At 54.1% G+C, this 26502-nt stretch carries 27 protein-coding genes; 14 read left to right on the top strand and 13 right to left on the bottom strand.

Features of this window, described 5'->3' with window-relative positions; translation table 11 throughout:
- The first annotated feature begins 178 nt into the window (after positions 1–178).
- Positions 179–643 (top strand): Hsp20 family protein, encoded by a 465-nt coding sequence (locus tag ACN0YD_RS03935; protein ID WP_417317343.1) that lies wholly within the window; start codon positions 179–181, stop codon positions 641–643.
- 66 nt (positions 644–709) lie between these two features.
- Here the strand turns inward: ACN0YD_RS03935 and ACN0YD_RS03930 are convergent, their stop codons facing one another.
- The gene (locus ACN0YD_RS03930) at positions 710–901 is read right to left on the bottom strand and encodes a DUF1192 domain-containing protein (protein ID WP_417317342.1); all 192 of its coding nucleotides are present in this window, start codon (positions 899–901) and stop codon (positions 710–712) included.
- 83 nt (positions 902–984) lie between these two features.
- On the opposite strand from ACN0YD_RS03930, the gene ACN0YD_RS03925 reads away from it, so the two are divergent.
- Positions 985–1986 carry an NAD(P)H-quinone oxidoreductase gene (locus ACN0YD_RS03925; protein WP_417317341.1) on the top strand — a complete coding sequence of 334 codons (1002 nt, stop codon included), beginning with the start codon at positions 985–987 and terminating at the stop codon, positions 1984–1986.
- Positions 1987–2211: 225 nt separating this feature from the next.
- Here ACN0YD_RS03925 and ACN0YD_RS03920 read toward each other — a convergent pair whose 3' ends face one another.
- The 3 genes from ACN0YD_RS03920 to ACN0YD_RS03910 all read right to left on the bottom strand — a co-directional run bounded on the left by ACN0YD_RS03920 (position 2212) and on the right by ACN0YD_RS03910 (position 6539).
- On the bottom strand, positions 2212–4377 hold the full coding sequence (locus ACN0YD_RS03920; protein ID WP_417317340.1) for a methyl-accepting chemotaxis protein: 2166 nt from the start codon (positions 4375–4377) through the stop codon (positions 2212–2214).
- Between the two features lie 344 nt (positions 4378–4721).
- Positions 4722–6386, bottom strand: coding sequence for an ATP-binding protein (locus ACN0YD_RS03915; RefSeq protein ID WP_417317339.1), 1665 nt, complete (start codon positions 6384–6386; stop codon positions 4722–4724).
- 18 nt (positions 6387–6404) lie between these two features.
- Positions 6405–6539: a hypothetical protein gene (locus ACN0YD_RS03910; RefSeq protein ID WP_417317338.1), complete on the bottom strand. Its 135-nt coding sequence runs from the start codon at positions 6537–6539 to the stop codon at positions 6405–6407.
- 81 nt (positions 6540–6620) lie between these two features.
- On the opposite strand from ACN0YD_RS03910, the gene ykgO reads away from it, so the two are divergent.
- The gene (gene ykgO, locus ACN0YD_RS03905) at positions 6621–6746 is read left to right on the top strand and encodes a type B 50S ribosomal protein L36 (RefSeq protein WP_417317337.1); all 126 of its coding nucleotides are present in this window, start codon (positions 6621–6623) and stop codon (positions 6744–6746) included.
- Positions 6747–6865: 119 nt separating this feature from the next.
- Positions 6866–7486: an HAD family hydrolase gene (locus tag ACN0YD_RS03900; protein WP_417317336.1), complete on the top strand. Its 621-nt coding sequence runs from the start codon at positions 6866–6868 to the stop codon at positions 7484–7486.
- Here the strand turns inward: ACN0YD_RS03900 and pyk are convergent.
- Positions 7483–8955: a pyruvate kinase gene (gene pyk / locus ACN0YD_RS03895; RefSeq protein ID WP_417317335.1), complete on the bottom strand. Its 1473-nt coding sequence runs from the start codon at positions 8953–8955 to the stop codon at positions 7483–7485. The genes ACN0YD_RS03900 and pyk overlap by 4 nt on opposite strands.
- Before the next feature lie 183 nt (positions 8956–9138).
- Here pyk and ACN0YD_RS03890 point away from each other — a divergent pair, with 183 nt between their 5' ends.
- The 3 genes from ACN0YD_RS03890 to ACN0YD_RS03880 all read left to right on the top strand — a co-directional run bounded on the left by ACN0YD_RS03890 (position 9139) and on the right by ACN0YD_RS03880 (position 10635).
- Positions 9139–9936: an N-formylglutamate amidohydrolase gene (locus ACN0YD_RS03890; RefSeq protein ID WP_417317334.1), complete on the top strand. Its 798-nt coding sequence runs from the start codon at positions 9139–9141 to the stop codon at positions 9934–9936.
- Between the two features lie 22 nt (positions 9937–9958).
- Positions 9959–10264 carry a DUF1244 domain-containing protein gene (locus ACN0YD_RS03885; RefSeq protein WP_417317333.1) on the top strand — a complete coding sequence of 102 codons (306 nt, stop codon included), beginning with the start codon at positions 9959–9961 and terminating at the stop codon, positions 10262–10264.
- 119 nt (positions 10265–10383) lie between these two features.
- Positions 10384–10635: a DUF2312 domain-containing protein gene (locus ACN0YD_RS03880; RefSeq protein WP_417317332.1), complete on the top strand. Its 252-nt coding sequence runs from the start codon at positions 10384–10386 to the stop codon at positions 10633–10635.
- Between the two features lie 47 nt (positions 10636–10682).
- Here the strand turns inward: ACN0YD_RS03880 and ACN0YD_RS03875 are convergent, their stop codons facing one another.
- Both ACN0YD_RS03875 and ACN0YD_RS03870 read right to left on the bottom strand, forming a co-directional pair.
- Complete coding sequence (locus ACN0YD_RS03875; RefSeq protein ID WP_417317331.1) at positions 10683–10913, bottom strand: YqaE/Pmp3 family membrane protein; 231 nt, start codon at positions 10911–10913, stop codon at positions 10683–10685.
- Positions 10914–10967: 54 nt separating this feature from the next.
- A complete protein-coding gene (locus ACN0YD_RS03870; protein ID WP_417317330.1) occupies positions 10968–12449 on the bottom strand; it encodes a sigma-54-dependent transcriptional regulator in 1482 nt (493 codons plus the stop codon).
- 308 nt (positions 12450–12757) lie between these two features.
- Here ACN0YD_RS03870 and ACN0YD_RS03865 point away from each other — a divergent pair, with 308 nt between their 5' ends.
- The 6 genes from ACN0YD_RS03865 to ACN0YD_RS03840 all read left to right on the top strand — a co-directional run bounded on the left by ACN0YD_RS03865 (position 12758) and on the right by ACN0YD_RS03840 (position 20462).
- A complete protein-coding gene (locus ACN0YD_RS03865) occupies positions 12758–14848 on the top strand; it encodes a marine proteobacterial sortase target protein (protein WP_417317329.1) in 2091 nt (696 codons plus the stop codon).
- On the top strand, positions 14845–15432 hold the full coding sequence (locus tag ACN0YD_RS03860) for a class GN sortase (protein ID WP_417317328.1): 588 nt from the start codon (positions 14845–14847) through the stop codon (positions 15430–15432). The genes ACN0YD_RS03865 and ACN0YD_RS03860 overlap by 4 nt, the downstream gene beginning before the upstream one ends.
- Before the next feature lie 3 nt (positions 15433–15435).
- A complete protein-coding gene (locus ACN0YD_RS03855; protein ID WP_417317327.1) occupies positions 15436–17229 on the top strand; it encodes a M3 family oligoendopeptidase in 1794 nt (597 codons plus the stop codon).
- 279 nt (positions 17230–17508) lie between these two features.
- Positions 17509–18666, top strand: a complete 1158-nt coding sequence (locus ACN0YD_RS03850) for a Re/Si-specific NAD(P)(+) transhydrogenase subunit alpha (RefSeq protein ID WP_417317326.1) — start codon at positions 17509–17511, stop codon at positions 18664–18666.
- Between the two features lies 1 nt (position 18667).
- Positions 18668–19030 (top strand): NAD(P) transhydrogenase subunit alpha, encoded by a 363-nt coding sequence (locus ACN0YD_RS03845; protein ID WP_417317325.1) that lies wholly within the window; start codon positions 18668–18670, stop codon positions 19028–19030.
- 13 nt (positions 19031–19043) lie between these two features.
- Positions 19044–20462: an NAD(P)(+) transhydrogenase (Re/Si-specific) subunit beta gene (locus ACN0YD_RS03840; RefSeq protein WP_417317324.1), complete on the top strand. Its 1419-nt coding sequence runs from the start codon at positions 19044–19046 to the stop codon at positions 20460–20462.
- Positions 20463–20477: 15 nt separating this feature from the next.
- On the opposite strand, the gene ACN0YD_RS03835 is transcribed toward ACN0YD_RS03840, so the two are convergent.
- Entirely contained in the window at positions 20478–21422 is a 945-nt protein-coding gene (locus tag ACN0YD_RS03835) for a LysR family transcriptional regulator (protein ID WP_417317323.1), read from the bottom strand.
- Between the two features lie 97 nt (positions 21423–21519).
- Here ACN0YD_RS03835 and ACN0YD_RS03830 point away from each other — a divergent pair, with 97 nt between their 5' ends.
- Positions 21520–22005 (top strand): hypothetical protein, encoded by a 486-nt coding sequence (locus ACN0YD_RS03830; protein ID WP_417317322.1) that lies wholly within the window; start codon positions 21520–21522, stop codon positions 22003–22005.
- A gap of 119 nt (positions 22006–22124) precedes the next feature.
- Here the strand turns inward: ACN0YD_RS03830 and ACN0YD_RS03825 are convergent, their stop codons facing one another.
- From ACN0YD_RS03825 to ACN0YD_RS03805, 5 genes are all read right to left on the bottom strand, one after another.
- Positions 22125–24005, bottom strand: a complete 1881-nt coding sequence (locus ACN0YD_RS03825) for a sensor histidine kinase (RefSeq protein ID WP_417317321.1) — start codon at positions 24003–24005, stop codon at positions 22125–22127.
- A 231-nt stretch (positions 24006–24236) separates the two neighbouring features.
- Complete coding sequence (locus tag ACN0YD_RS03820; protein ID WP_417317320.1) at positions 24237–24899, bottom strand: putative metalloprotease CJM1_0395 family protein; 663 nt, start codon at positions 24897–24899, stop codon at positions 24237–24239.
- Positions 24900–25015: 116 nt separating this feature from the next.
- Entirely contained in the window at positions 25016–25531 is a 516-nt protein-coding gene (locus ACN0YD_RS03815) for a periplasmic heavy metal sensor (RefSeq protein WP_417317319.1), read from the bottom strand.
- Positions 25531–25854, bottom strand: a complete 324-nt coding sequence (locus ACN0YD_RS03810; protein WP_417317318.1) for a hypothetical protein — start codon at positions 25852–25854, stop codon at positions 25531–25533. Before ACN0YD_RS03810 ends, ACN0YD_RS03815 begins: the two co-directional genes overlap by 1 nt.
- Positions 25854–26453 carry an RNA polymerase sigma factor gene (locus ACN0YD_RS03805; protein WP_417317317.1) on the bottom strand — a complete coding sequence of 200 codons (600 nt, stop codon included), beginning with the start codon at positions 26451–26453 and terminating at the stop codon, positions 25854–25856. The genes ACN0YD_RS03810 and ACN0YD_RS03805 overlap by 1 nt, the downstream gene beginning before the upstream one ends.
- Positions 26454–26502: the final 49 nt, after the last annotated feature.

Below are 26502 nucleotides of genomic sequence, written 5' to 3'. Positions count from 1 at the left end.
CTATTTTAAAACCCCGTCCTTAATTTCCCGTTACCATTTTTCAGCCTTTTTCCACTCTTGAAATCCACATTTTCCATCTTATCTCAATTTTATCGGGTGCCAAAACGGACCTGACAGACTGAAAATTCCGGCCAACTGGCGGAATTGAAACGTAAATATCGCTTATGAAAGGATATATATGATGCGTACACTTGATCTTAGCCCCCTTTTGCGGTCAACCATCGGATTTGACAATATCAACCGCATGTTTGACCAGGCTGCAAATGTCAAAGAAGCAGCCTACCCCCCTTATGACATCGAAAAAGTCGGAGATGACGATTACAGAATCACTGTCGCGCTGGCCGGTTTTACTGAAAATGATCTTTCCATTACCGTACAGGACGGTGTGCTGGTGATTTCCGGCAAGGGTACCGAGGATGAAGCTGAAGAAAACGACAGATTCCTCTATCGCGGCATCGCCAAACGCGCCTTCGAACGCCGTTTCAAACTGGCCGAGACCATTCGGGTCCTGGACGCCGGTTTTGAAAACGGCCTGCTGGTGATCAATCTGCAGCGTGAAGTGCCCGAGCATCTGAAACCGCGTGAAATTCAGATCAACTCCGGGCCATCAAAGCCAAAAATGATCAAAGGCGAAGCCGCCTGATACCGGTTCGTTAAAACAAGTGGAAACTCCCCATCAAATGGATGGGGAGTTTTTGATTCATATAAACTATTTAAAAAAATCCTCGGCCGCCGAACGGGCCCCCTTCTTGCCAGCAATCGCGGCTTCTGTACGGGTAATTTCCGCTTTCAGCATCCCGATACGCTCTTCAAGATATTCAACAGAATGAACATCCAGGTCCTCTTGGCAGATATCCTGTAGTGTTGAGCCCTCCATCAGTTCAAATTCTTCATCATCCATCACATGCCTCTTGATTTTTTGCTCAGATTTTCCATTGTGGACAGTATATATCCGTCAACCCCGTTCATACACTAGGAATTCATATGCCAGATCCCCTGCCCCAGAAAATGCGCGTCATAGAAATTACCGAAGTCGGCGAACCGGAGGTTCTGAAACCTACCGAACGCCCCCTGCCCGAAGCCGGGCGGGCTGAAGTGCTGATCCGGGTGGCCGCCGCCGGTGTCAACCGGCCGGATATCATGCAGCGCAAAGGGCTTTATCCGCCCCCGCCCGGTGCGTCGGATATTCCCGGGCTGGAAATCGCCGGCACCATCGTCGCCACCGGCGACGGGGTGACACGCTGGAAAGTCGGTGACAAGGTCTGCGCCCTGGTCACCGGCGGCGGCTATGCGGACTATTGCCTCGCCCCGGCAAAATCCTGTCTGCCCGTCCCGGACGCCCTCACCCTGGAACAGGCCGCCGCCCTGCCGGAGACCTTTTTCACGGTCTGGTCCAATGTGTTTGACCGGGGCCAGCTGAAAAAGGGAGAGACTTTTCTGGTGCATGGCGGCACATCCGGCATCGGCACCACAGCCATCCAGTTGGCCAAAGCCTTTGGCGCCACGGTCATCGCCACGTGCGGCACAGACGACAAATGTACCGTCTGTCGCGACCTGGGCGCTGACCTGGCCATAAATTACAGAACACAGGATTTCGTGGAAGAAGTTAAAAAGTTCACTGACGGCCGCGGTGTTGACGTGCTGCTGGACATGGTGGCCGGTGACTATGTGGATCGAAACCTGAAAATGATGGCCGAAGATGGCCGGCTTGTGATGATTGCGGTCCAGAAAGGGCCAAAAACGGAAGTCAACGTCCTGCCGATCATGTTGAAACGCCTGACTTTCACCGGTTCGACCCTGCGCGCACGGGATAACAGCTTCAAAGCGGATATTGCTGCAAACCTTGAAAAAAATGTCTGGCCGTTTCTGGAAGCCGGAACGGTCAAACCGCTGCTGAACCGCACCTTTTCCCTGGATAACGCAGACAAGGCCCATGACTTTCTGGAAAGCGGCGACAATGTCGGAAAAATTGTCCTGACGCCGTGACTTCAGGCTCCAGATAAAAGAAGAGCGCCTGTTAAAGGCGCTCCTCCCAGTGTACTACCCCTTGGTCAACTGCTCTGGATCAGTTTTTATTGTTATTCCCTTTTATCTGCCTCGAGCCGGGGCTTTTTATAGTTATCTTTTTAATTTCCGGAATTTGCTCCGAAAATATATGCGTATCCCGCTGTGGAGCAAAATACGCATATACTGTTTGAATATCAGACTGCCTTACGCGGCGCGAATCTGTGACAGGAAGTTCTCGAGCTGCTGGCGCAATTCATTGGACTGTGCCGACAGACGCTGGGCGGACGTCAGAACGGCGCCTGCCGCTTCTCCTGTGCTCTTCGCACCCTGGTTCACTTCCTGAATATTGCTGGTTACTTCCTGGGTACCGGCAGATACCTCGGATACATTCCGGGCAATTTCATGGGTAGAAGCTTCCTGTTCCTCCACTGCAGAAGCAATGGTGACAGATGTTTCGTCAATCTGCTTGATCACATTTTCAATGCCGGTGATGGCTGCCACAGCTTTTTCAGTCGCGGCCTGCATCCCACCAACCTGGCTAGTGATTTCCTCGGTTGCTGTCGCTGTCTGGCTGGCCAGGTTTTTCACCTCGGAAGCCACAACCGCAAAGCCTTTACCGGCTTCACCGGCACGTGCGGCCTCAATGGTGGCGTTCAGGGCCAGCAGGTTGGTCTGGTTGGCAATATCGTTAATCAGGTTGATCACATCGCCAATCTTCTGGGCGGCAGAAACCAGGCCCTGGATTTCGACGGTCGCCCGCTCGGTTTCCTGAACAGCGTTGCCTGAGTAGGCGCTGGACTGGGATACCTGGCCACTGATTTCCTTAACGGAAGCAGAAAGCTGCTCTGCGGCACTTGCCACCATCTGGATGTTGGCGCTGGCCTGTTCGGATGCTGATGTCACAGCCTGGGACTGACGGTTGGTTTGTTCGGCAACCGCGGACATACCCTGGGCAGCCACTTCCATCTCACCGGAAGCCGTGGACACGCCGTTCACAATTTCCATCACAGAAGCTTCGAAGTCGTCAGCAAGGGCAAGCATTTCACGGCGGCGCTCCTCACGGGCATTGGCCTCACGCTCTTCTTCACGCTTACGCTGTTCTTCTTCTTCCTGACGCTTGGCATCAGCCTCGGCTTCTTTCTGCCTGCGGCTTTCTTCCTCGGCTATGCGACGCTCATCCTCAAGATGAATTTTCTCGATAGCGGCGTCCTTGAAGACCTGCAGGGCACGGGCCATGATACCGACCTCGTCACCACGTTCGGTGCCGTGAACCTCTGCTTCAAGATTACCCTCGGCAATCACGCTCATAACTTCGCCAAGCTCGTTCAGGGGTTTTACAACCCGGTAAACCACCATCCATGTCGCCACACCGGCAACCACCACAGTCGCCAGCAGAAGGGCAACGGCAAAGATCATGCTGCCTGTTGCTTCTGCAGAAGTCTCTTCGGCGAGTTTGGCTGTGATTTCACCAGCAGCCTGGCTCAGTTCCATGATCGGAAGCGCAGCTTCAGAGGCCGCATCGATCCACTGTTCGTAAGTTACCGGATAGGGCTCCTCGATCTGAGAAGCAGAATAAACACTCTGGCGAAGGGATTCTGCGTAATCCTTGAAGAATATCTCTTCCACCTTCTCCATCATTTTCACCATTCTGGTGTCTACATAGGTGCGATCCAGAAATACATGTGTCTGGCTCCAGGAAGCGTTGATCTGTCCGCCATACACTGAAAGAAGCTGCATGCGCAGGGATGACAACGGCCTTTCACTGGCGATCGCCGCACCAATAACAGCCCATTCCTGGTCGGCATATTCTGCCATCACGAACAGCGCGTGCTTGAGCTGCTGGTAAGTAGCGAATTTGTGATTGGAAATACCTGTCTCAAGCACCAGCCCCATGCGCAGATTGGTCAACGCATCGATAAGGTTTGTTGTCATCTTGTAAAAATGACGGTCAGCGCGGGAGGATTTGCTTTTTCCGTTCTCGTCAACATACTGGGCCTTGGCACGGTCCGACTTGTCTACCCCCATGGCCAGATAAGCCGCTTTTCGTGCATTCAGATAGTTGCTATGGGCCTCTTCCACAGCCTTGATCAGATGCTCCTTGCCACCGAAATCAATCGCTTCCCGGGACATTTTGAGCGCTATGGCATATGAGTCTTCAGCTTTTTCGCTTTCAGCTTCTGCTTCAGAGCGAATACCGGCACTGCCAGCAGTGCTGCTGCCGAGAATGGTATTGACGATACCGCGTTCAACAGAAAAATGATGTGCTGAAGCCAGAAGATGGTCTGATGTGTCATTCACATAAACAATCAGTTCCGCTTCGGATTTTCTGTCTGCTGCCTCGAAAGCAGACATGGCACTGAACGTTAACACGGACAGGACAAGAATCCCCACAATCCCGAACAAGGAGTTCCGGATTGTAAACAAGCTGCCTGTTTTTGTAGTTTTTGTTTCTACGATGTCCTTATCACTCATAACTTCTATCCGCCAAGCCTTAATTTCAGTTCAAGTTTACAGGGAGCTACCCAACTATCCTGATTAGTCTGTATCCCGATACACGGACAGACTTCTCCCTTACAGTCACCTTATAGGGGAGGAACTTTAAAAATATCGTTAACGTGATGTGCAGGAATTACTTTTTCCATTTCACCAGAAAAAAACAGGGAGAGCACCGATACTGCTCTCCCTTGAAAATCGAATGATATTTATCAGCAGGGTCAGCGTCCCTGGCTTCTCCAATGCTTAATGGCATCATTAATAAATGTCTGGTTGCTGATGTCATTCTGCCAGTCACTGGAATAAGCCGGATTGGTGCTTGAAGGACGCTTGCTCTCGTCAAGGCTGTCAAATTTCACACGCACGGGCGCGCGCACCCCTTCACCAACGATCAGAGCTTCCCTGTTCTGCAGGGAGGACAACGCGGCAAGAGACCCCTTAGCCCCTTCCGGCATGACATGGGATACGAAATTCTGGTCCCGTTCATTATTCATGCGCATGGCGAAAATGGTACCGCACTGGGACAGGGCGGATTCAGATACATCTGCGGGACGCTGGGAGACAAGGCCCAGTGACACGCCATACTTGCGGCCTTCCTTGGCAATCTGTTCAATGGCCTTCCGGGTAGAAGCAAATACGGTGTGATCCTCTGTCGGCACATATCGGTGGGCTTCCTCACAGACCAACAGAATCGGCTTGGCATCCCCCCCTTTGCTCCAGAGCGCGAAATCAAACACCAGGCGGCTGATCATGGAGACCACCACGTTGACGATTTCAGACGGCACGCCGGAAAGGTCAATGGTAGACACCGGTTTGCCGTTCACCGGGAACCGCAACAGGTTGCCGATTACCTCGGACAGATTGTCGTTGGCCAGAAGACCGGAGAACATGAAGCTGAACCGGGCATCCCGGCGCAGTTCCTCGATTTTGTTCTTAAGTCGCATATAGGGTGTCAATGTGTCCGGATTTTCCAGCCGACCCATTTCATTTTCAAGATATTTGAGCATGAAGGACAGCTTGTAGGGAATAGGTGTATCCACCGTGATTTTTTCCGAACTCATTGTTTCCGCCGCATCAATCCTGGCGGCCTGCAGACAGCGCCGCAGAATATCAATTTCCACTTCCCGGTCCAGGGAACGACGCAGACCGACGAACAATTCCACATGTTCCTCAAAATTCATCATCCAGTAGGGTAGCCGCAGGTTGTTGATATCAAAATGCTCGCCACAGTCCTTGAAGGCCGCCTCATATTCATTGTGAGGGTCGAGCATGATAATATGACCGTTCGGCATCCTTTCCACCAGCCTGTGAATCAATAGCGCTACCGTACAGGATTTACCCGTGCCGGTACTTCCCAGAACGGCAAAATGCTTGCCAAGCATGGCGTCGGTCATGATGCTGGCCTGTGTCACATGCTGGGGGAATACCGTTCCCACATGGAAATGGTTCATGTCATTGGCGCCGAATATGGATTCGATATCCTCGAGAGTGGTTTCGTAAACCATCTGCCCCGGACAGGGGAAGTCTGAAATCCCGCGATCAAACATCACACCTGTAGGTGAATAGGGAGCCTTGATTCCATGACCGAGATAATCAAGATACATGATTACATGCTGCACCGGCCCTGTCGAGTTCTCCTGGCGGACAACTTCCCTCACCGTTGCGTAAACAAACCCCTTGATCACCTTGATCTTGACGATCGCACCAATCTGTCCTGGCGGCAATGTCGAGTCATCCTTTTCAAGGGACCTGTTCAAAGCCTCCACAGCGCAAAGGGCAACAACGCCGTTACCGCTTACCTCGGTTACAAAGCCAATTTCCTGGGACAGTTCAAGAGCCAGCTTGCTCAGTTGCTCTGTCTGTTTTTCATTCAGTAGACCGTTCATATTTTTTCACATTGAGTTTTAGCCATTTTGTAGTATCATATACCCTTCTCCATTAACGATAGATAAAGAAACATTAGATTTTTCAGCAGTTTGTTCATTGTTGTTGTTTTTTATCTTTTTTTTGCCTTTAGGGCCGTTTTCTTTAGTTGACATTTTGCCTGATCACATATAGTTTCCGCCGCAAGTTCAATTGTCGCACTATGTGACACCAGTAAATTTGGGACGGACAAAGCGATGAAAATTGTAAATTCATTAAAGTCATTAAAAAACCGTCACCGTGATTGTCGTGTGATCCGCCGCAGAGGCCGGATCTACGTAATCAACAAGACCAACCGCCGTTTCAAGGCGCGTCAGGGCTGAGTGACCGTAAGACTGAAATTCGCTGTCGACGCAATGTTGGCAGTTAATAGGAGACCGTGCTTCCCCCCCAAGAGCACGGTCTTCTTCATTTCAGAGACCATTTTATCGGGAGTGTTCCGGTGAGCGGAAGCAAGCCAAGGTGTATTGTCTTTGATCTGGGCAACGTGCTGGTCAGGTGGCATCCGCGCAATGCTTTTACCCCCCTGTTTCAGGACGATGACCGGGACCTTGATCACTTTTTGGAAAACATCTGCAACATGGACTGGCACAACCGGCTCGACGCCGGCCTGACTTTCCGGGAGGCTATTACCGAACTTTCCCTCCGTCATCCCGACCACGCAGACATGATCGCCGCCTATGACACCTGTTGGGACCAAATGTTCGACGGCGTCATTCTGGAAAATGTGGAACTTCTGACAAAACTGCACGGTGCCGGCGTTCCCCTGTTCGCCCTGAGTAATTTTCCTGCTGAAAAATTTGAAAGCTTCTGCCGGACCTTCGATTTCATGGAGCTTTTCCGGGATGTGGTTGTCTCGGGGCAGGAAGGCGTGATCAAGCCGGCCCCGGAAATCTACCGCATCCTTCTGTCAAGAACCGGCCATGCGGCAAAGGACACTCTGTTTATTGACGATCGGCTGGACAACACTTCCGCCGCAGCAGCACTGGGCTTCAGAACACACCACTTCCAGACCCCCGCCACCCTGCGTGAAACCCTGCGGGAGCTAGGCCTGGCCGACTAGCTTTCCTGGTGGTCGGCCTGTACCCGGGCAATGCGCAGAACATTGGTTTTTCCCGGTGTGCCGAACGGCATGCCGGCCATGATCACGATATGATCACTTTCCCGGGCAAAACCATATTGCAGACACATGTCGCAAGCCTTGTCGATCATATCCTGGAAGTTGACTGCATCGGCGGTATGGACACAATTAAGTCCCCAGAACAGGCACAGTCTGCGCGCCGTGCCCAAATCGGGGGTCAGCACAAGCAACGGGGTTGCCGGCCGTTCACGGGAAGCCCGCCGGGCCGTGGAACCCGATCCGGTATAGGTCACGATGGCCTTGGCATTGATGGTCACGGCCACCTGGCTTGCCGCAGCACTCAGCGCATCCGCGGAAGTGGATTCCAGTTGCGTTTCCTCCTGTCTGAGGGCCCGGCGATAACTGGGTTCGCTTTCCGTATGGGTGGCAATCCGCTCCATTGTGCTGACCGCCTCCAGTGGCCATGACCCGGCCGCCGATTCTGCAGACAGCATGATAGCGTCAGCCCCATCAAAGATAGCGTTGGCCACATCAGAAACCTCGGCCCGGGTAGGTACCGGACTGCTGATCATGCTTTCCAGCATCTGGGTCGCCACCACCACACTTTTGCCGGCTCTGCGGGCATGGCGGATGATCTTCTTCTGTTTGGAGGGAACTTCCTCCATGGGCAATTCCACACCCATATCGCCGCGGGCGACCATTACCGCATCGGACAGGGCAATAATTTCATCCAGGGCATACAGGGCCGAGGGTTTTTCCAGCTTGGACAGAATTGCAGCCCTATCGCCGATAATGTCGCGCGCTTCCTGAACATCCTCGGGCCGCTGCACAAAGGACAGCGCCACCCAGTCAACACCCAGATCGAGGACGAAATCCAGATCCTTGCGGTCCTTTTCCGTCAACGCCGCCAGCGGCAGAATGGCGTTTGGCACATTAACGCCCTTGCGGTTTGACAACGGACCGCCCACCACAACAGTGGTCTCGATGGAGTGCGCATCAACCTTGTCGATCAACAGTCTGATCTTGCCGTCATCCAGCAGCAGATGAGTGCCCGGCTGCACGGCCTCGAAAATTTCCGGATGGGGAAGCTCGACCCTCTTTTCATCTCCTGGGGTGCCGTCCATATCGAGGACGAATTTCGTCCCTTCCTTCAGTTCGATCCGGTCATTTTGGAAGGCACCGATTCTCAGTTTGGGTCCCTGCAGGTCGGCCAGAATGCCGATGGGACGACCGGTCTGTTTCTCCACCTCGCGAATCATGTCATGCAGTGCAGCCACATCCTTATGGGCGCCATGGCTCATATTCAGCCGGAACACGTCCGCACCCGCATCGGATAGTTTGCGGATCATCTCCACGGTATTACTGGACGGGCCAAGGGTTGCAATGATTCTGGTACAGCGCTGGCGATGCATGGATAGATCCTTGAAGCTGGAAAAACGTTCTTTCCCCATTAATAACATACTGAATTAACTTGGTGAATCTTTTATGATACCATAGTTAACTTAAGCCCTGTTAATTGTGCATCTCTCTCCCCGGGTATTCGCGCCACCGGACCGCCGACCTGCTGTCCCTTGACTTTGTGCTCTGCCGCTGCATACCCTAGTCACACAGGGCAACCAATAAACGAAGGTCCGATGCTGCAGACATCACATAAAACATCCCGTCCCGTTGAACAGACAGAAGCCTATGAAATCCTCAACCCGCAAGGGAAAGCGGGTATCGTTCTGATCTGCGAACATGCCAGCAATTTCATTCCCGAGGAATTCAACAACCTTGGCCTTGAACCGAAAGAACTGGAACGTCATATCGCCTGGGATATCGGCATGGCAGAAATCACCCGGCACATATCGGATCAGCTGGATGCTCCGGCGATTCTCGCACGTTTTTCAAGACTGCTGATCGATCCAAACCGGGAAGCCGATCATGCCACTCTGATCCCAGCCGTGAGCGATGAAACCATCATCCCCGGCAATCGCGACCTGGACCGCGCCGCCGTCCGGGAACGGCTGGACCGCTTTTATCACCCCTTTCACGACAGGGCCGAAAAGCTGGTCAGGCACAAGGCCGCCCAGGGACATGTCCCGCTGGTGGCCGGCATGCACAGTTTTACCCCGGTCATGAACGGCGTGCCGCGCCCCTGGCATGCGGGCATGCTGTGGAACCGGGACCCGCGTCTGGCCCGGGAACTGATCGAGCGGCTGCAGAAAAAACACGGCCTTATGGTTGGCGACAACAAACCCTATTCCGGGCGCGACCTGTTTCACACCATGAACCGGCACGGCGCGGACCACGGCTACCCCCAGGTTACCATCGAGGTCCGGCAGAACGAAATTGACACCCCGGCCGGACAGAAAAAATGGGGCCGGATACTGGCTGAGGAACTGGCCGAACTGGCTGCCGACAGATCATTGACCACAATCCGACATTTCTGACATTCAACTTCAGGGAACCGACATGGACGAACAGACACGTATCGAAATCGAAGCCGCCACCTTCCGCCGGCTGCTGTCCCATCTCTCCAAACGCACCGACGCCCAGAATATCGACCTGATGGGGCTTGCCGGTTTCTGCCGCAATTGCCTCGCCAACTGGTATACGGAAGCCGCAGATGAACAGGGTGTTGAACTGGACAAGGCCGGAGCCCGGGAAATCATCTACGGGATGCCCTACAAGGACTGGACGGAAAAATACCAGACCGAGGCTACACCGGAACAGATGCAGAAAATGGAAGAAAGCCTGCAGAAAAACAGGGAACTCTGAGCCCAGGCAAGCGGCACTCGAATTTCTGTGATTTTCCGGTTGCCTTGCCCCGGACAGCCGGATAATGTGCCCTCTCGATTTTCACATCAGGCTCAAATATTCAACCGGGAGCAATATCCATGACAGAAGCAGGCGGCATCGCTGCAGACGCCCTAAGATCCTATATTGAACGCATCGAACGACTGGAAGAAGAGAAAGCCAATCTGGCAGCAGACATCAAGGATGTCTATTCCGAGGCCAAGGCCACAGGTTTCGATGTGAAGATCATGCGGCAGATTGTCCGGCTTCGTAAAATGGAAGAACATGATCGTCAGGAAATGGAAGCTCTGCTTGATACCTATACCCATGCACTGGGTATGGCCCGCGGATAAAGACGGAATTTTCCGGAAGACATCAAAGGGCGGCTTGGCCGCCCTTTTTATTTGCCTGAGTTAATGGCGTCGACAATTTTTTGTGTCCTGGCATCGGCTCTCGCCCCGTGGATCACAAAAATGGCATGACCGACGGCAATGGCCCAGAGCACCCAGCCGCCGAGAAGGAGAAAAATAAAACCCACGATCCAGATAACAGCATTGAAGATCGCCTGGAATATCTTTCCGTAAAACAACAAGGCAACAGGCGGCAGAAAAAAGGCCAGCAAATAAATCATTCCTCATACCCTTTTATTGTAGAAGAATAATATATTGGGCCTGCCGGGATGATTTCAAGAATTTTCAGTGTCCGCTTTGCGGCCACTTGCCTCATCATCGGACGTATCCAGACCGAGATCCGATATTTTCCGGTACAGGGTTGACCGTCCGATCCCCAGGCGACGGGCAATTTCCGACATCTTGCCGTCATACAGATGAATAGCCAGAAGGAGCATTTCGTTTTCCACCTCGGCAATGGGACGTATGTTACCTTCTGCATCAAGCACATTTACCGGGGAGTTTTTATGATTTCCCCCCTCTTCGTGATTGATCACCGGTAGTGCATCCTTTTCAAACGTTTCCGGATGCTTCTGCAGGGCCGCGAGAACCTGGGGAAAATCCTCAGGGTTGATGCTCTCCCCCTCGGACAGGATTACCGCCCGGAAAACTGCATTCTCAAGCTGACGCACGTTACCCGGCCAGCTATAGCCGCCAAGCAGTCTGAGAGCTTCCTGGCTCAGTTGCTTGCGGATGCGTCCCTCGGCCGCACTGATTTTGTCAATAAAATGCAGTGCCAGTTTTTCAATATCCCCGGTCCGCTCCCTGAGCGGTGGCAGGGTGATGGGAAAAACATTGAGCCGGTAATACAGATCTTCGCGGAAATGACCGCTTTTCACAAGATCCTTCAGCTTCTTGTTGGTGGCGGAAATCAGGCGCACATCCACCTTGATCGACTCCCGGCCGCCGATGGGGTCCACCTCTCCCTCCTGCAATACACGCAGAAGCTTGACCTGCAAATCAAGGGGCAATTCGCCGATTTCATCCAGGAAGATCGTACCGCCATTGGCTTCTACAAACTTGCCTTCGTGGCGTTCCGTGGCACCGGTAAAGGCGCCTTTTTCATGTCCGAAAAGAATGCTTTCCACCAGATTGGCGGGGATGGCCCCGCAGTTCACCACCACAAAGGGTTTGCCGGCGCGTTCGCTGGCTCCCTGGATGGCCCTGGCAAAGACTTCTTTCCCGACACCGCTTTCCCCTTCCAGGAGAATAGGCACATTGGCCCGCGCCCCCTTCTTGGCCAACTCAATAGCCTGGCGGATTGCCGGACTTTCGCCCATCAGGTCCCGAAAATTCATGATCCCGTCCCACTTGCGGGTCAGACGGGAAATTTCCCCGGACAGCTGGTTCAGCTTCAGGGCATTTTCAATAGAGACCTTGAGCCGGTCCACACCAGCCGGCTTGGCAATAAAATCAATGGCCCCGGCCCGCATGGCGCTGACAGCGGTATCCAGACTACTGTGCGCGGTAAGCACGATGACCGGAACAATCAGGTTTTCTTCGGAAAGTTTTTCGAGAACATCAATCCCATTGATATCGCCCAGAACCAGATCCAGCAAAACAAGATCCACCTGCAGCGGATTATCCCCGCACAACATCGCGATCGCTTCCCGTCCGCTTGCAGCCGATACCGTATTATAACCGGCTTTCTCCAGCGCGATCTGAAGCATCTTGCGTTGAGTTTCCTCATCTTCAACGATCAGAATCAGTTTTCTCATATATAGATCAGCTTCTGTTGTAATTTTTCTTTCCCTTATGTCCCAATACGGGACAAAAGTTAAAAAATCTGAAAAATCTCTCCAATTGTCCCATTTTGGGATAATATTTGGCCCATTTTGGGGCAAACGCGCCATTTTATCTTCCCGGCGATAACAAAACCCGCCTCCCATGAATCGCCACAAAAATACCCGGAAAATACCTTTTTACCGGCAGGAGAATGCCGTTATTGCCCTCTAATGTTCCTTTCTGGACGGTTGGATGAACACGCATTGCACCTTAACAACACAAGATGTGGGAAAGTTTCATCATGACCAGATTAAGTCTTCTACTGTTTTTCAGCCTTCTCCTGCCCGCGCCCCTTGGGGCGGCCCCTGCCGATCCCCTGACCAGCGGCGTTCTGATCTTCAAGTCGGCCCTTGAAGAGGAAGGGGAAACCCCGGCACCCCTTCTGGACACCGCTGTAAAAATGGACATTTCGGGCCTGATTGCCCGGGTTTCAGTCACCCAGAGGTTCAGAAACACCACCAGCCGTTGGCAGGAGGCAAGCTATATGTTTCCATTGCCGGAAAATGCTGCCGTGGATCATCTGCGGATGGTCATCGGGGAAAGAATAGTGGAAGGAGAAATCCGGGAAAAACAGGAAGCCAGGAAAATCTATGCCGCCGCAAGGAAAGCTGGCAAAAAGGCCTCACTGGTCAGCCAGCATCGCCCCAATGTCTTCACCACCCGGCTCGCCAATATCGGCCCTGGTGAGGAAATTGCCGTTACCATCGAATACCAGCAGACTCTGGCCTATAACCGGGGGGAATTCAGTCTGCGCTTTCCTCTTGTTGTCGGTCCCAGATACACGCCGCCGCGTGTCATTACCGAGCATCTTTCCGATACCGGTGAAGAAGGCTGGGCCCTGGAGGATACGGAAACGGAAGTGATCACCTCGGATGTTATCGGTCCGGACAGCAATCGTAAAAACCCCGTCGCGATCGACATTATCCTCAATGCCGGTATGGAGCTTGCCGATCTTTCAAGTTCCTCCCACGAAATTGCCCCCAGCCAGCTCGCCCCGGGCCGCTGGCAGATCGCCCTTGCCGGAAACAACGAAGTGGCAGACCGCGACTTCGTCCTCACCTGGTCCCCGAAACTGGACGAGGCTCCCAAAGCGGCCCTGTTCCGGGAGACCAGGGGCCCTGACAACTATTATCTCATGATGCTGATGCCTTCGGCTTCCTCCTACGGGGAAAGCGCCCGCCTGCCACGCGAGGCCATATTTATCATCGATACCTCCGGCTCCATGCACGGCCAGAGCCTTGCCCAGGCCAAGGCGGCCCTGGACATGGCCATTCGAAACCTGACCCCGGCCGACAGCTTCAACCTCATCGAATTCAACAGCATCACCAATCCGCTGTTTCCGCAAAGCCGGCCGGTCAGCCCTTCCGCCATCCAGCAGGCGCTGTATTTTGTCAACGGCCTGCAATCCAACGGTGGTACGGAAATGGCCCCGGCGCTGGATTTCGCTCTCAAAACCCCGTCCGATCAGGCACGTCTGCGCCAGGTGATTTTCCTCACGGACGGCGCCATTGGCAACGAAGAACAGCTCTTTGGCCTGATCAACGAACAGCTCGGTGACGGACGTCTGTTCACCGTCGGTATCGGGTCGGCACCCAACAGCTTTTTCATGCGCAAGGCCGCCGAATTCGGCCGCGGAACCTTCACCCATATCGGGTCGGCAGAAGAAGTCTCCGACAAGATGCAGTCCCTGTTCAAAAAACTGTCCGCACCGGTGATGACCGATATCCGGATTAGCTGGCCGGAGGATAGCAGTGTGGAACTATGGCCGGAACGCCATCCGGATCTTTACTTGAACGAGCCCTTGATCATCAAGGCCAGAAGCCCTGTGACCGGCGGCACGCTTCAGGTTCAGGGCCGTCTGGGCAACACACTCTGGAAAAGCAGCCTGCCGCTGGACAGCGCCCATCAGGATACAGGCGTGGCCCAGACATGGGCCCGGCAAAAGATTGCCAGCCTGATGGATAAAATGCGCCAGGGCGGCGACCGGGAACAGCTGAAAACCGACATTTTAACGCTTGCCCTCTCCCATCATATGGTCAGCAAATATACAAGTCTTGTCGCCGTGGACAAAACCCCGTCGCGCCCGGCGGAAGAGACCCTTGACCAAAAGAATGTGCCCCAGCATCTGCCCAAGGGATGGTCCCATGACAAAGTCATGGGCAAGCAGAATGTAAAGGCCCTGAAGTCGCCTCTTCCTGCGGCCCCGGCGGCTGACATGATGGTCGCCAGCGCCCCGCAGACGGCCACGGACGAGGACCTGAAACTCCTGATCGGCCTGATCCTCTGTTTTGGCGCCGGAGCAACCCTGCTGTACCGGCGCAGAATCAGATGAAGAGGCGTCTCCTCGCCGGGACCTGCCTGCTCCTTGGTTTGTTCATCCTGTCCGACGGGATCTATATGAAGGCCAAGGCCAGACTGGCCCAATATCTTCTGGAGCGGGCCTGGCAGGAAACCCTGTCAGGCGGGCGGGAGATCAGACCCTGGGGCTGGGCCGACACCTGGCCCCTCGCCCGGCTCAGTTTTCCGTCCCTGGATCAAAGCCACATTGTCCTTGCCGGGGCCAATGGACGCACCATGGCTTTCGGTCCGGGGCACCTGAGCGCCAGCGCCCTGCCGGGCAAAAGGGGACACAGTTATGTAAGCGCCCATCGCAACAGCCAGTTCCGGGACCTTCAATATCTTTCGATCGGAGACGAGATCATTGTCGAACGCCCGGACGGCACAGCTGTGACCTATATCATCGACGACACCAGCATTTTCAATGCGGAGGAAAATTATCTGGCGCTGACCTTCGATGAGGACCGGCTCAGCCTGATTACCTGTTATCCTTTTGAGACATTGCAGTCCGGTACCCCTTGGCGTTATATGGTTAGCGCCTATATGAAAAGGAAACCCCGTCTCCAAAAGGATATCTGACCCATGACCAAACAGGACCTGGACATTTCCAAACTTCCCCGCTGGGACCTCTCCGATCTTTATCCGTCCCTGGACTGCAAGGAACTGGAACAGGATTTCGAAACCCTGACGAAACAGGCCGAAGCCTTTGCCGGAACCTACAAGGGAAAACTTGCCGGCTTGGCCGCCGACGAAATGCTGGAAGCGCTTACGGCTTACGAGGCCATGGAAACGAAAATGGGCCGTATCTACAGCTATGCCGGGCTGCTTTATGCCGGGGATATGACCGACGGCAAAATCGCCCAGTTCTACCAGACCGCCCATGAAAAGCTGAATACCATTGTCAGCAAGGTGCTGTTCTTCACCCTGGAGCTGAACAAGATTGAAGACAAGGTCATCGACGGCTGGTTCGACGCCTCGCCGGATCTGGCCCGCTACAAATCCTGGTTTGACGGGGTCCGGCTCTATCGCCCCTATCAGCTTGAGGACCGGATCGAAGAGCTGCTGCATGAAAAGTCGGTTGCCGGCCGGGCCGCCTGGAACCGTCTGTTCGATGAAACCATGGCCGGGTTGAAGTTTAATTATACCGACCCTGAAACGGGCAAGGTGGAAGAGCTGGGCACAGAACAATGCCTTGATCTGCTGAGCAACAAGGACGGCGCAAAACGCAAGGCCGCCGCTGAAGCCCTGGACGCAACCTTCGACCGGAACATCCGGCTTTTCACCCTGATCACCAATACGCTCGCCAAGGACAAGGAGATCGAGGACCGCTGGCGCGCCTATGAAGACCCGACAACGTCCCGGCATCTGTCCAACCGGGTGGAACAGGAAGTGGTGGACGCCCTGGTCAGCGCCGTCAAGGCCGCCTATCCGAAACTTTCGCACCGCTATTACAAGCTGAAAGCCAAATGGTTCGGGGTCGAAAAACTCAACTGGTGGGACCGCAACGCCCCCCTGCCCGCCATGGACGACAGGCTCTATCAGTGGGACGACGCCACCTCCACTGTGCTGTCCGCCTATCGCCGTTTCTCGCCCAAGCTGGCAGACATCGGCCAGAGGTTCTTTGACAACAACTGGATCGATGCTCCAGTGCGCCCCGGCAAATCCCCGGGTGCCTTTGCCCATCCGACCGTCACTGACTCCCATCCCTATTTGCTGCTCAACTACCTGGGTAAAAGCCGGGATGTGATGACCCTGGCTCATGAACTGGGTCACGGGGTACATCAGGTGCTGGCCGCCGGACAGGGCGAACTGCTGTCCTCCACCCCGCTGACCCTTGCCGAGACCGCCAGCGTGTTTGGGGAAATGCTCACCTTCCAGTCCATCCTGGACCGGGAAAAGGATGCGGAGCGCAAGAAACTGCTGATCGCCGGCAAAGTGGAGGACATGCTCAACACAGTGGTGCGGCAAATCGCCTTCTATGATTTCGAGGTCAGGGTTCACAACGCCCGCAAGGACAGCGAACTCAGCGCCGAGGAACTGAGCAAAATCTGGATGGACGTACAGAATGAAAGCCTGGGCGATGCCTTTATCTTTGATGAGAAATACAAGCACTTCTGGTGCTATATCCCCCATTTCATCCATTCACCCTTCTATGTCTATGCCTATGCCTTCGGTGATTGTCTGGTTAATTCGCTTTACGCGACCTACCTGAAACAGCCGGAAGGCTTCGAGGAGAAATATCTGGATATGCTGGCCGCCGGCGGCAGCCTGCACCACAGGGATCTTCTGGAACCGTTCGGACTGGATGCCTCCGATCCGGCTTTCTGGAATTCCGGACTGGATATGATCGCCGGCTATATCGATCAGCTGGAATAAAAGGTTTCACCATAAACCATTCGTATAGCAGACATAAATCCTGTTTATTTGCGTTGCACAAGATTCTATTTTGTCTACACTTCCTGTGGCAGGGCACCTGTTACTTTTATGCATTCACCATGATGGAAACTTCTCTATCATGCCCGCAGGTGTGACCCGGTACATTTCCGGCCTGCTGTTATGTACACATTTTCGTGTATCCATGTGATTTGAAGCATGAAACACCAATACAGAAATAAACATAATCAAAGAATAAAAAACTAATGGGAAAAAGTCGGTATGAAACTAGCAATTCCAAAAGAGCGGCGGGCGCATGAAACGCGTGTTGCCGCCACGCCCGATACGGTCAAAAAGCTGATCCAGCTGGGTTTTGACGTATCGGTGGAGAAAGATGCGGGACTGCACAGCAGTATCCCGGATGCAGATTACAAGGCCGCTGGGGCCAGCATTACGGCGGATGCCGCCGACACCTACAGGGATGCGAAAATCATCTTCAAGGTCCAGCGCCCCCTGCATGCGGCTGAGGGGGACATTGACGAGATTGCAATGATCGAACCCGGCACAAAACTCATCGCGAGTTTGGCGCCCTATGCAGACACAGCCATGCTGGATATCTATGCCAAGGGCAATATCGAGGCCTATGCCATGGAACTGATGCCCCGCATCACCCGGGCCCAGAGCATGGACATCCTGTCATCCCAGTCCAACCTGGCCGGCTATCGGGCCGTCATTGACGGCGCCTATGAATATGGTCGCGCCTTCCCCATGATGATGACCGCCGCCGGCACTGTTGCCCCGGCAAAGGTCCTGGTCATGGGCGCCGGTGTCGCCGGGCTTCAGGCCATTGCCACCGCCAAGCGTCTCGGCGCCATCGTCTCCGCCACGGACGTCCGCCTTGCGGCGAAGGAACAGGTGGAAAGCCTGGGCGGAAAATTCGTCATGGTCGAGGACGAAGAAACCAAACAGGCGGAAACCGCCGGCGGCTATGCGAAAGAGATGAGCAACGAATACAAGGCCAAGCAGGCCAAGCTGATCGCCGACACCATCACCAAACAGGACCTGGTCATTACCACCGCCCTGATCCCCGGCCGCGCCGCGCCGGTTCTGGTCACCGACGAAATGGTGGAAAGCATGAAACCGGGCAGTGTGATTGTCGATCTGGCCGTCGAACAGGGCGGCAATGTCACCCTGAGCAAGCTTGGCGAAATCGTCGAGCACAAGGGTGTGAAAATCGTCGGCCACCATAATATGCCGGGCCGCCTAGCTGCTGATGCCAGCGCCCTGTTTTCCAAGAACCTGCTTAACTTCATCACCCCTCATGTGGACGGGGAAAGCAGGTCACTCAACATAAATTACGAGGATGAAACCGTGAGCGGCATCCTGCTCACCCGTGACGGTGCCATTGTTCATCCCAACTTCAAAGCAGGAGGGAACTAAAATGGAAAAACTGCAGCAGATGGCTGATATGGCCACCGGAACGGCGCACGCAAGCCCGTTCCTGTCCCAGCTTTCCCTTTTCGTGCTGGCCATTTTTGTCGGTTATTATGTGGTCTGGAGCGTAACACCAGCCCTTCATACCCCGCTGATGGCCGTGACCAACGCTATTTCCTCGGTCATCATCGTCGGCGCCCTGATCGCCGGCGGGCCGGAAGGCATGAGCCTAGCCAAGATTCTCGGCGTCATCGCCATCGGGCTGGCCGCAGTGAATATCTTCGGCGGTTTCGCCGTCACCCACCGCATGCTGGCCATGTATAAGAAAAAACCAAAGCCCGCTTCTGACAGCGACGGCAAAAAAGCGTAAGGGGGGTCTGTAAATGTCTGAACAAATGATCGCGGATCTCACCGCTCTTGCCTATCTGGTGGCCGGTGTTCTCTTTATCATGTCGCTGCGCGGCCTCAGTTCACCGGAAACCAGCCGCCGGGGCAACAACTTCGGCATGCTGGGTATGGCCATTGCGGTCATCACAACAGTGTTGAACCCGGAAATTGTCAGCTATACCTGGATCATCATTGCCCTTGTCGTTGGTGGCGGTATCGGGCTTGTTACCGCCCGGCGTATCGCCATGACCGACATGCCACAGCTTGTGGCTGCCTTCCACAGCCTTGTGGGCCTGGCTGCCGTGCTGGTGGCGGGCGCAGCTTTCGCAGAACCAAGAGCCTTCGGCATTACCGATGCCCTGGGCAATATTTACGTGGCAAGTCGCATCGAGATGGCCCTTGGCGCCGCCATCGGCGCCATTACCTTCTCCGGCTCGGTCATTGCCTTCGCCAAATTGAACGGCAATATGTCCGGCAAACCGATCCTGCTGCCGGCACGCCACCTGATCAACGGCCTGCTCGGCCTCGGCATCATCGGCCTGATCGTTGCCTTCTCCCTCAGTGAAGGGGCCGCCACAGGCGGTGGTCACCTGATGTGGTACATCATGGCGGCAAGCTTTGTGATCGGCTTCCTGATCATCATCCCGATCGGCGGGGCCGACATGCCGGTGGTGGTCAGCATGCTGAACAGCTATTCCGGCTGGGCCGCGGCCGGTATCGGCTTTACCCTGGGCAATAACGCCCTGATCGTCACGGGGGCCCTGGTGGGCTCCTCGGGCGCGATTCTCAGCTACATCATGTGTACAGCCATGAACCGCTCCTTCATCAGTGTGATCCTGGGCGGCTTTGGCGGCGAAGATGCCGCTGCAGCCACCGGGGGCGCCGAAGAGCGCCCGGTCAAACAGGGCTCTGCCGAAGATGCAGCCTTCATCATGAAGAACGCCGGCTCCGTCATCATTGTCCCCGGATACGGCATGGCCGTGGCCAAGGCCCAGCATGCGCTCAAGGAAATGGCCGAGATGCTGAAAGAGGAAGGCGTCAAGGTCAGTTACGCCATTCATCCGGTCGCCGGTCGCATGCCGGGGCACATGAATGTGCTCCTGGCCGAGGCCGATGTGCCCTATGACGAGGTCTTTGAACTGGAGGATATCAACAGCCAGTTCAGCCAGACCGATGTGGCCTTCGTCATCGGCGCCAATGACGTCACCAACCCGGCCGCCAAGACCGACAAGACAAGCCCGATCTACGGCATGCCGGTCCTGGATGTGGAAAATGCGGGCACGGTTCTGTTCGTCAAACGCGGCATGGCCGCCGGCTACGCCGGGGTGCAGAACGAACTGTTCTTCCGCGACAACACCATGATGCTGTTCGCCGACGCCAAGAAGATGGTCGAGGACATTGTGAAAGCTCTCTGAGCCTGCATCATAATCCTATTCAGCAGCCCGGGACGGTTCCGCCATTCCGGGCTTTTCTTTTATATCAACAGGCCCCGACCGGGTCCTGAACCAGACCGCAAGCTTTTCCGCCAGGAAATCATAGAGGGCTCGGATGCGGGCGTTATGCTGAATATCCGCATGGGTCACCAGCCACACATCCAGCACCAGAGGTTCCGCATCCTCTAGCACCACCTCCACCAGGTCGGGATATCTTTCGTGGGCCAGATCGGAGAAAAAACCGATCCCGAGCCCCTGGCTCACCGCCTCGTAGTTGGCCAGCATGCTGTTGCTGGTAAAAACCATTTTGATGGGCTCGAACATCCTGAAGATTTTCCACACATCGGGATGATGCATGATCGCTTCCTCCAGACCAATCCCCAGATGATCCTTGATGTCCGACAGCTTTCGCGGCAAACCATGTTTTTCAATATAGGCCGGGCTGGCGGCCAGATAGTTCGCCATCACCCCCAGTTTTCTGGCAATCAGATCCGGCTGTTTCGGATAACCGAGACGCACGGCGATATCCGCCTCACGGCGCAAGAGGTCCCGGGGGGCCATATCGATATTCAGGTCCACGGAAATCCCCGGATATTGCTCGTGAAACTCGGCCATTAATTCCGGAACCCAGTAGGTGCCGATATATTCTGTCGTGGTCAGCCGCACGGTGCCTTCCAGCCGTTTGTTCTGCCCGGTAACAGCCTTCTCCACATCCAGGGCTTTCTCCTCCATCTCCTCGACCAGGGAAATGATTTTTTCCCCTGCCTCGGTCAGAACAAGCCCCTTGGGCAGACGCTGGAACAGCTGGCTGTCCAGGCTTTCCTCCAGGGCCACCAGCTTGCGGCTGAGGGTCGGCTGGCTGATATTGAGCCGTCGGGATGCGGCAGACAAACTGCCGCAGTCGGCAATCATCTTGAAAAGTTTCAGTGCATTCCAGTCCATGACAAATCCATTCATTTATGAATAGGTATTATTATATTAATCTACGTTGCTATTCAATATATTTGTAATTAAAGTTCAGGAGATCACAGGAGAATTGATGATGAGCACCGAAAATAAAAGAACTTCATTTACCATACTGGCCCTCGCCGGGGCCTTTTCACTGGTTTCATTCACACCCGCAACGGCTGCGGACCTTTCATCTGATGCCCTGCTTCTGCATGGCGGCAAGGGTGAACTGCATCACCTGGCGGAAAAGAATATCGCCGCCGGCAAACTGAACAAGGCCCTTAAATATCTGAAGAAAGCTTCCAAAAAGCCCATGGACGGCGAAATGCGTAGCCGGATTTATTCCGACATCTGCGCCGTACAAGCCATGAAAAGCGATTTTGAGGATGCCCTGGCCAGCTGCAACAAATCCCTTGGCTATGACGAACAGAACTGGAAGGCGCTGAACAACAAGGGCGTTGCCCTGACCGCGCTGAACAAAAAGGAAAACGCCCATGAGATTCTGTCCCGGGCGCTTGAAATGAGCGACAGCAACAAGATCGTCCTCGCCAACGTAGAAGCCGCACGGCAAATGTAACACAGAACTGCCGGTATTCCGTTTGTCCCCTCTCACGGATTTGCCGGCCTTACCCGCAGACTAAAGCCCGGAACCTCCGCTACAGGAGACCGGGCTTTTATTTACCTGAGTACCGCTTTCTAGCCGCGGCGGACAGAACCAACATTCACTTCAGACAACATGGCTTCGGGGAACATTGACCCCTGCTTTTCAGTGAGCAGGCGTGTGGCTGGGAAAACAACATATACCGTCATCCCCATTCCCCACTCACTTTCAATTTCAATATAGCCGCCATGCAGTTCGGCGAAAGACCGCACAAGGGACAAGCCGAGACCGGTTCCCTGATGCTCCTTGGCATAGCTGTTGTCAATCTGCCGGAACGGGTTGATGACCTCTTCAATCTTGTCTTTTTCAATACCGATGCCATTATCAGACACTGACAGAACGCATTCGCCGCTCGTCTTGATATTGGCCGAAACCACAACCTCTCCGCCCGGCGGAGTGAATTTGACGGCATTGGACAGTAAATTGATCAGTATCTGGGCGATCATCCTGTCATCGGCTCTCAGCAATGGCATGGAAGTGGGGATAAGCTGATGAATGCTGATTTCTTTCTTCCGGGCCTGGGCGGAAATCAGTTTCATGGAATGCTCCGCCACATCGGCAAGATCAATGTTCCTTTCCACAAGCTCCATATGACCCGCCTCGACTTTGGCCAGATCCAGAATATCATTGATAATCTCAAGTAAATGATGACCGCTGTTACGAATATCCCCTGCATATTCCTTCAGCTTTTCTTCCCGGTTGATACCGATGAAATCGCTGGCCAGTACTTCTGAAAATCCGATGATCGCATTGAGCGGCGTCCGCAGTTCGTGGCTCATGTTGGCCAGAAACTCCGATTTGGCCCTGTTGGCAGATTCAGCGGCCTTTTTTGCTCGCGCCAGCTCTTCCAAAAGCTGGTTTCTTTCAATCTGATACTCTACCACCCGTTTCAGGCTCTGTGTCAGCTTGCCGAGGGAATCACTGCTGGCCGGCGGGATCACCACATCGGTCTTGCCCCGTACGATCATATCCAGCGCCCGGGAAATCTGCCTGATCCTGTCCAGCACACCGATGCGTAGAAGAAAGTTCCCGACTATCCAGATGCAAATCGCACCAAGAAGAGCAAACAGAATACTGTAAGATCGGATATGACTTTCCTCCAGTTGTTCAAGTTTGTCATCAACATAAACTCTCAAATGAAGCTGGTCCTGATGGGCTTCACCGGAAATATCCAATTGAATATCCTGCGGCTTGATATACTCCATAAGATACCTGCGCTCATCCGAGCTGTAATACAGGTCCTGGAATATGATTTCTCCCCCGTCGTTCAGAACATGAACATCACCCTTGATAATTTTTGCAAGTCCTGCAACCGAGATCAAAGGGGTCGTCACAACAATTGCCCTGTATCCGTTCCGCATGGGTTTGTGGTACAGGTGATAAGGAACACCCTTGGCCGACTTGCCATGGAAATCGGTCGCAACGTCCGGATCAAGCCGGGCAACGATCTCCAGCATCGCACCGTTGTCCACCTCACCTGTGACAAAATCATTTAGATCCCACACGCTAGCAAGATTTCCCTGCCTGTCATAAAGCCTGATGGTTGCGATGTTATGATGTTGCGCATCTTCGGAAAGCATTGCCATTCGGTCTGCCAGCACCTTATCCACGACCTGACGATCCGCCATTTGCTCGGACGACAGGTCAAAAATATCAGAACTGGTCAGGAAATTGACAAAACGCCTGAGCTTGTCTTCACGGTACTCATGCAGGCGATCCTGAGCCATTACCTGCAGGAGATATTCAGTGCTTTCCTGCGACTGACCCGATATGAAATCCGAATAATTCCGGATAGAATAAAAGTGGGTAAACAGGAACATTACCGCCATCATCAACATCAGAACGAAAAATACCGTCCTGACTCTCAAGCGCTGGAATATTTTTTCCATACCTTTTGATGAATTCTGGATGTCCATACTCACTTTCCAAACTGGACCCCGTTTTTCTCGCCCCCTTGCCTGCAATCCGTAAAACTACACAGCTTCTTACAGACACGAAAAATACTGTTGTTTAGATTATAATCATATAAAGCTGATTTCATAATAAGACGTTAACAAGGCGCTCTTTCAAACAGAAAACCACCCAGGCGGATACCTGCAAAAGCGGCCTCCCGATTTGGTCGAAATTTTGTTCTGAAAAAGAAAAAATCAGACGGCGAAAGAGAGACCGGAACTTGCCGTCGTCACTGAAAGGCCGTCTGCGGCCTGGTAGGCGGAAACACCGGAGATCGGTTTTTGCCCGGCAGGAGCATTACTGTTCTCTGCGCTATTTGATTTGGCGCTATTTTCCTCGGCCCTCAAGGCATTAGCTTCGGCCAATGCCTTGCTTTTGGCGGCCCGGGCCTGTGCGGCAACCTTGCGATCCTGAGCGGAAGGATCGGCCGGCGCCAGCGCTGCAGAGATGACCTGCTCCATTTTCGCGGCGGTTGCTGCGGGATCCCCTTCTACCGGGGCAATATTGATGGGCACCTCGCCACTTACGGCATAGCGTTTTCCGTCCGGTCCGGTTACATAACTATAGGAAGCGGCACCGGCATGCTGACCACCGGCGGCCTTGTGTGCCTGTTCATGGGCGCGGATCTCGCGGTCCACAGACTGAAGTTCTTTGACTTTCGCTTGTTCTTCTTCCGTCAGTTGCCCTTCAGAAGAGGATGAAACAGCGGAAGAGGACGCCTTTTTGGCAGGCCCTGCATCATGATCACCATGCACATGGGCCCCGGAAGAGCCAGACGGCTCTGACGGGCGCACCGTGGTGCTGCCTTGGGGAGCCGGGTAGACCCCTGTTGTAGATGGTGAAACTGCGCTGATCATTCCACTTTCCTGTACTAACCGGTAGGTTATGACCGGTTCCTGCATATAAGTCAGACAGGCAAAGATAGCATGAAATGCTCTACAATTAGTTAATTATATGTAAACTTTGAACAGTCCTATTCACCCGGCGGCGGGGGTGGCAGCATATCCTTGTCGTTCCAGAATTTCCTGCGCTGCTGTCGTTCCTCGAAGTTGCGCTGGGCCTCTTCCAGCAGGGCTTTTCTTTCTGTTGGTGGCATTTTGAGAATCCCTTCCACCAGGCTGTCCTGGAACCGGGAAATCATCTGCTGATGAATTTCCCGCTCCCGAAGCAGCATTTCGCCAAGCTTATCCCGGTCAATTTCCTCCGCCTTGAGCAATTCGATCAGGTCGCGATTGATGTCCGCAAGTTCCCTTTTGATAACCCTGAACTGCCCGCGCTGATCCCAAAGGCCATGAAAAAACTCCCGACGCTGCTCACGCGGCAAATATCTTGTCAGCGAGGCAAGGCTGGACATGCCATGCGATCTTTTCTCCAGCCGGTCGGGCCCCATTGTTGCACGGGACACAATGAAACCGGCCATAAAGACGTTTATGATGATGGACAGGAACAGGAGAATGTGAACCCATTTTGTGCTTAGAATCTTTTTCATCAGCCTACATCCTCCTGCCCGAAGATCTCGTCGCCCAGCGTTATATAATCGTCCACAACCATTTCATATCCCGCGTCATCACCAGACGTATCTGCCGGCATCCCAAAATAAATGCCTGCGGCGCAGGCAAAGGCCAGGCCGGCCAGGCGCGGGACAAAAAAGTTCCAAAATTGCCTTTCCCTGATCACTTTAAGCAGGGGAACCGGTGCCTGCTCCACCTCGCCGGGGATCCGCAGAAGCCGGTCTGTCAGTTCCGCCGAAGGTTCCGGCTGGCTGAAACGGCCGTAAAGCTCCAGATAATCTTTCAGGTCTTTGTCATTCATCACTCTGTCTCCTCAAGGAGGTCATTTTTCTCCCTCGACAAAATTTCCCCCAATTTCCGCCGCCCCCTGACCAGCAAAGCCTCCAGGGCATTAACGGAAACATCCAGAACTTCCGCAGCTTCCCTGTTCGACCTTCCCTGCAGGTAGCACAGCACCAGCGCTGCTTTTTGACGATCCGGCAACCTTTCAAGCGCTTCGGCAATCCGCCCGGCGCGCTGCTTTTCCTCCAGAATACCGTCAGCCCCCAAACCGCCGTCTTCTATCTCCACCGCTTCCCCCAGATCCACGGATGGGCGACGTTTCCGTTTCACATCCAGGCACAGGTTCGTCACGACCCGGTAAAACCAGGTGGTAAATTTTGTCTTGCGTGACGGATCCCAGTTGCCCGCGTGCTTCCAGACCCTGACGAACGCTTCCTGCATCACATCCTCCGCCTCATGGGCATTGCCCAGCAGACGGGTGGCAAAGGCAAGGTTCAGACGCAGATGGCGCTCCATCAGCATCTTGTAGGCCGTGCGGTCACCTTCACCGATCCGCAGGATCAGTTCCTCGTCCTCTATGTCCGATCTCCGTCGTTCACTATTAATCGTCGCGACCATTAGGTCTTATATCACGCCCGGTCTCAAGGGATAATACGCAGGGAGCGCA

This window comes from Emcibacter sp., assembly GCF_048269205.1.
In the GTDB taxonomy this organism is placed as follows: Bacteria; Pseudomonadota; Alphaproteobacteria; order Sphingomonadales; family Emcibacteraceae; genus Emcibacter.
Note: the sequence above shows the minus strand (reverse complement) of the source record. Positions and strands in the feature narration are given on the sequence as shown.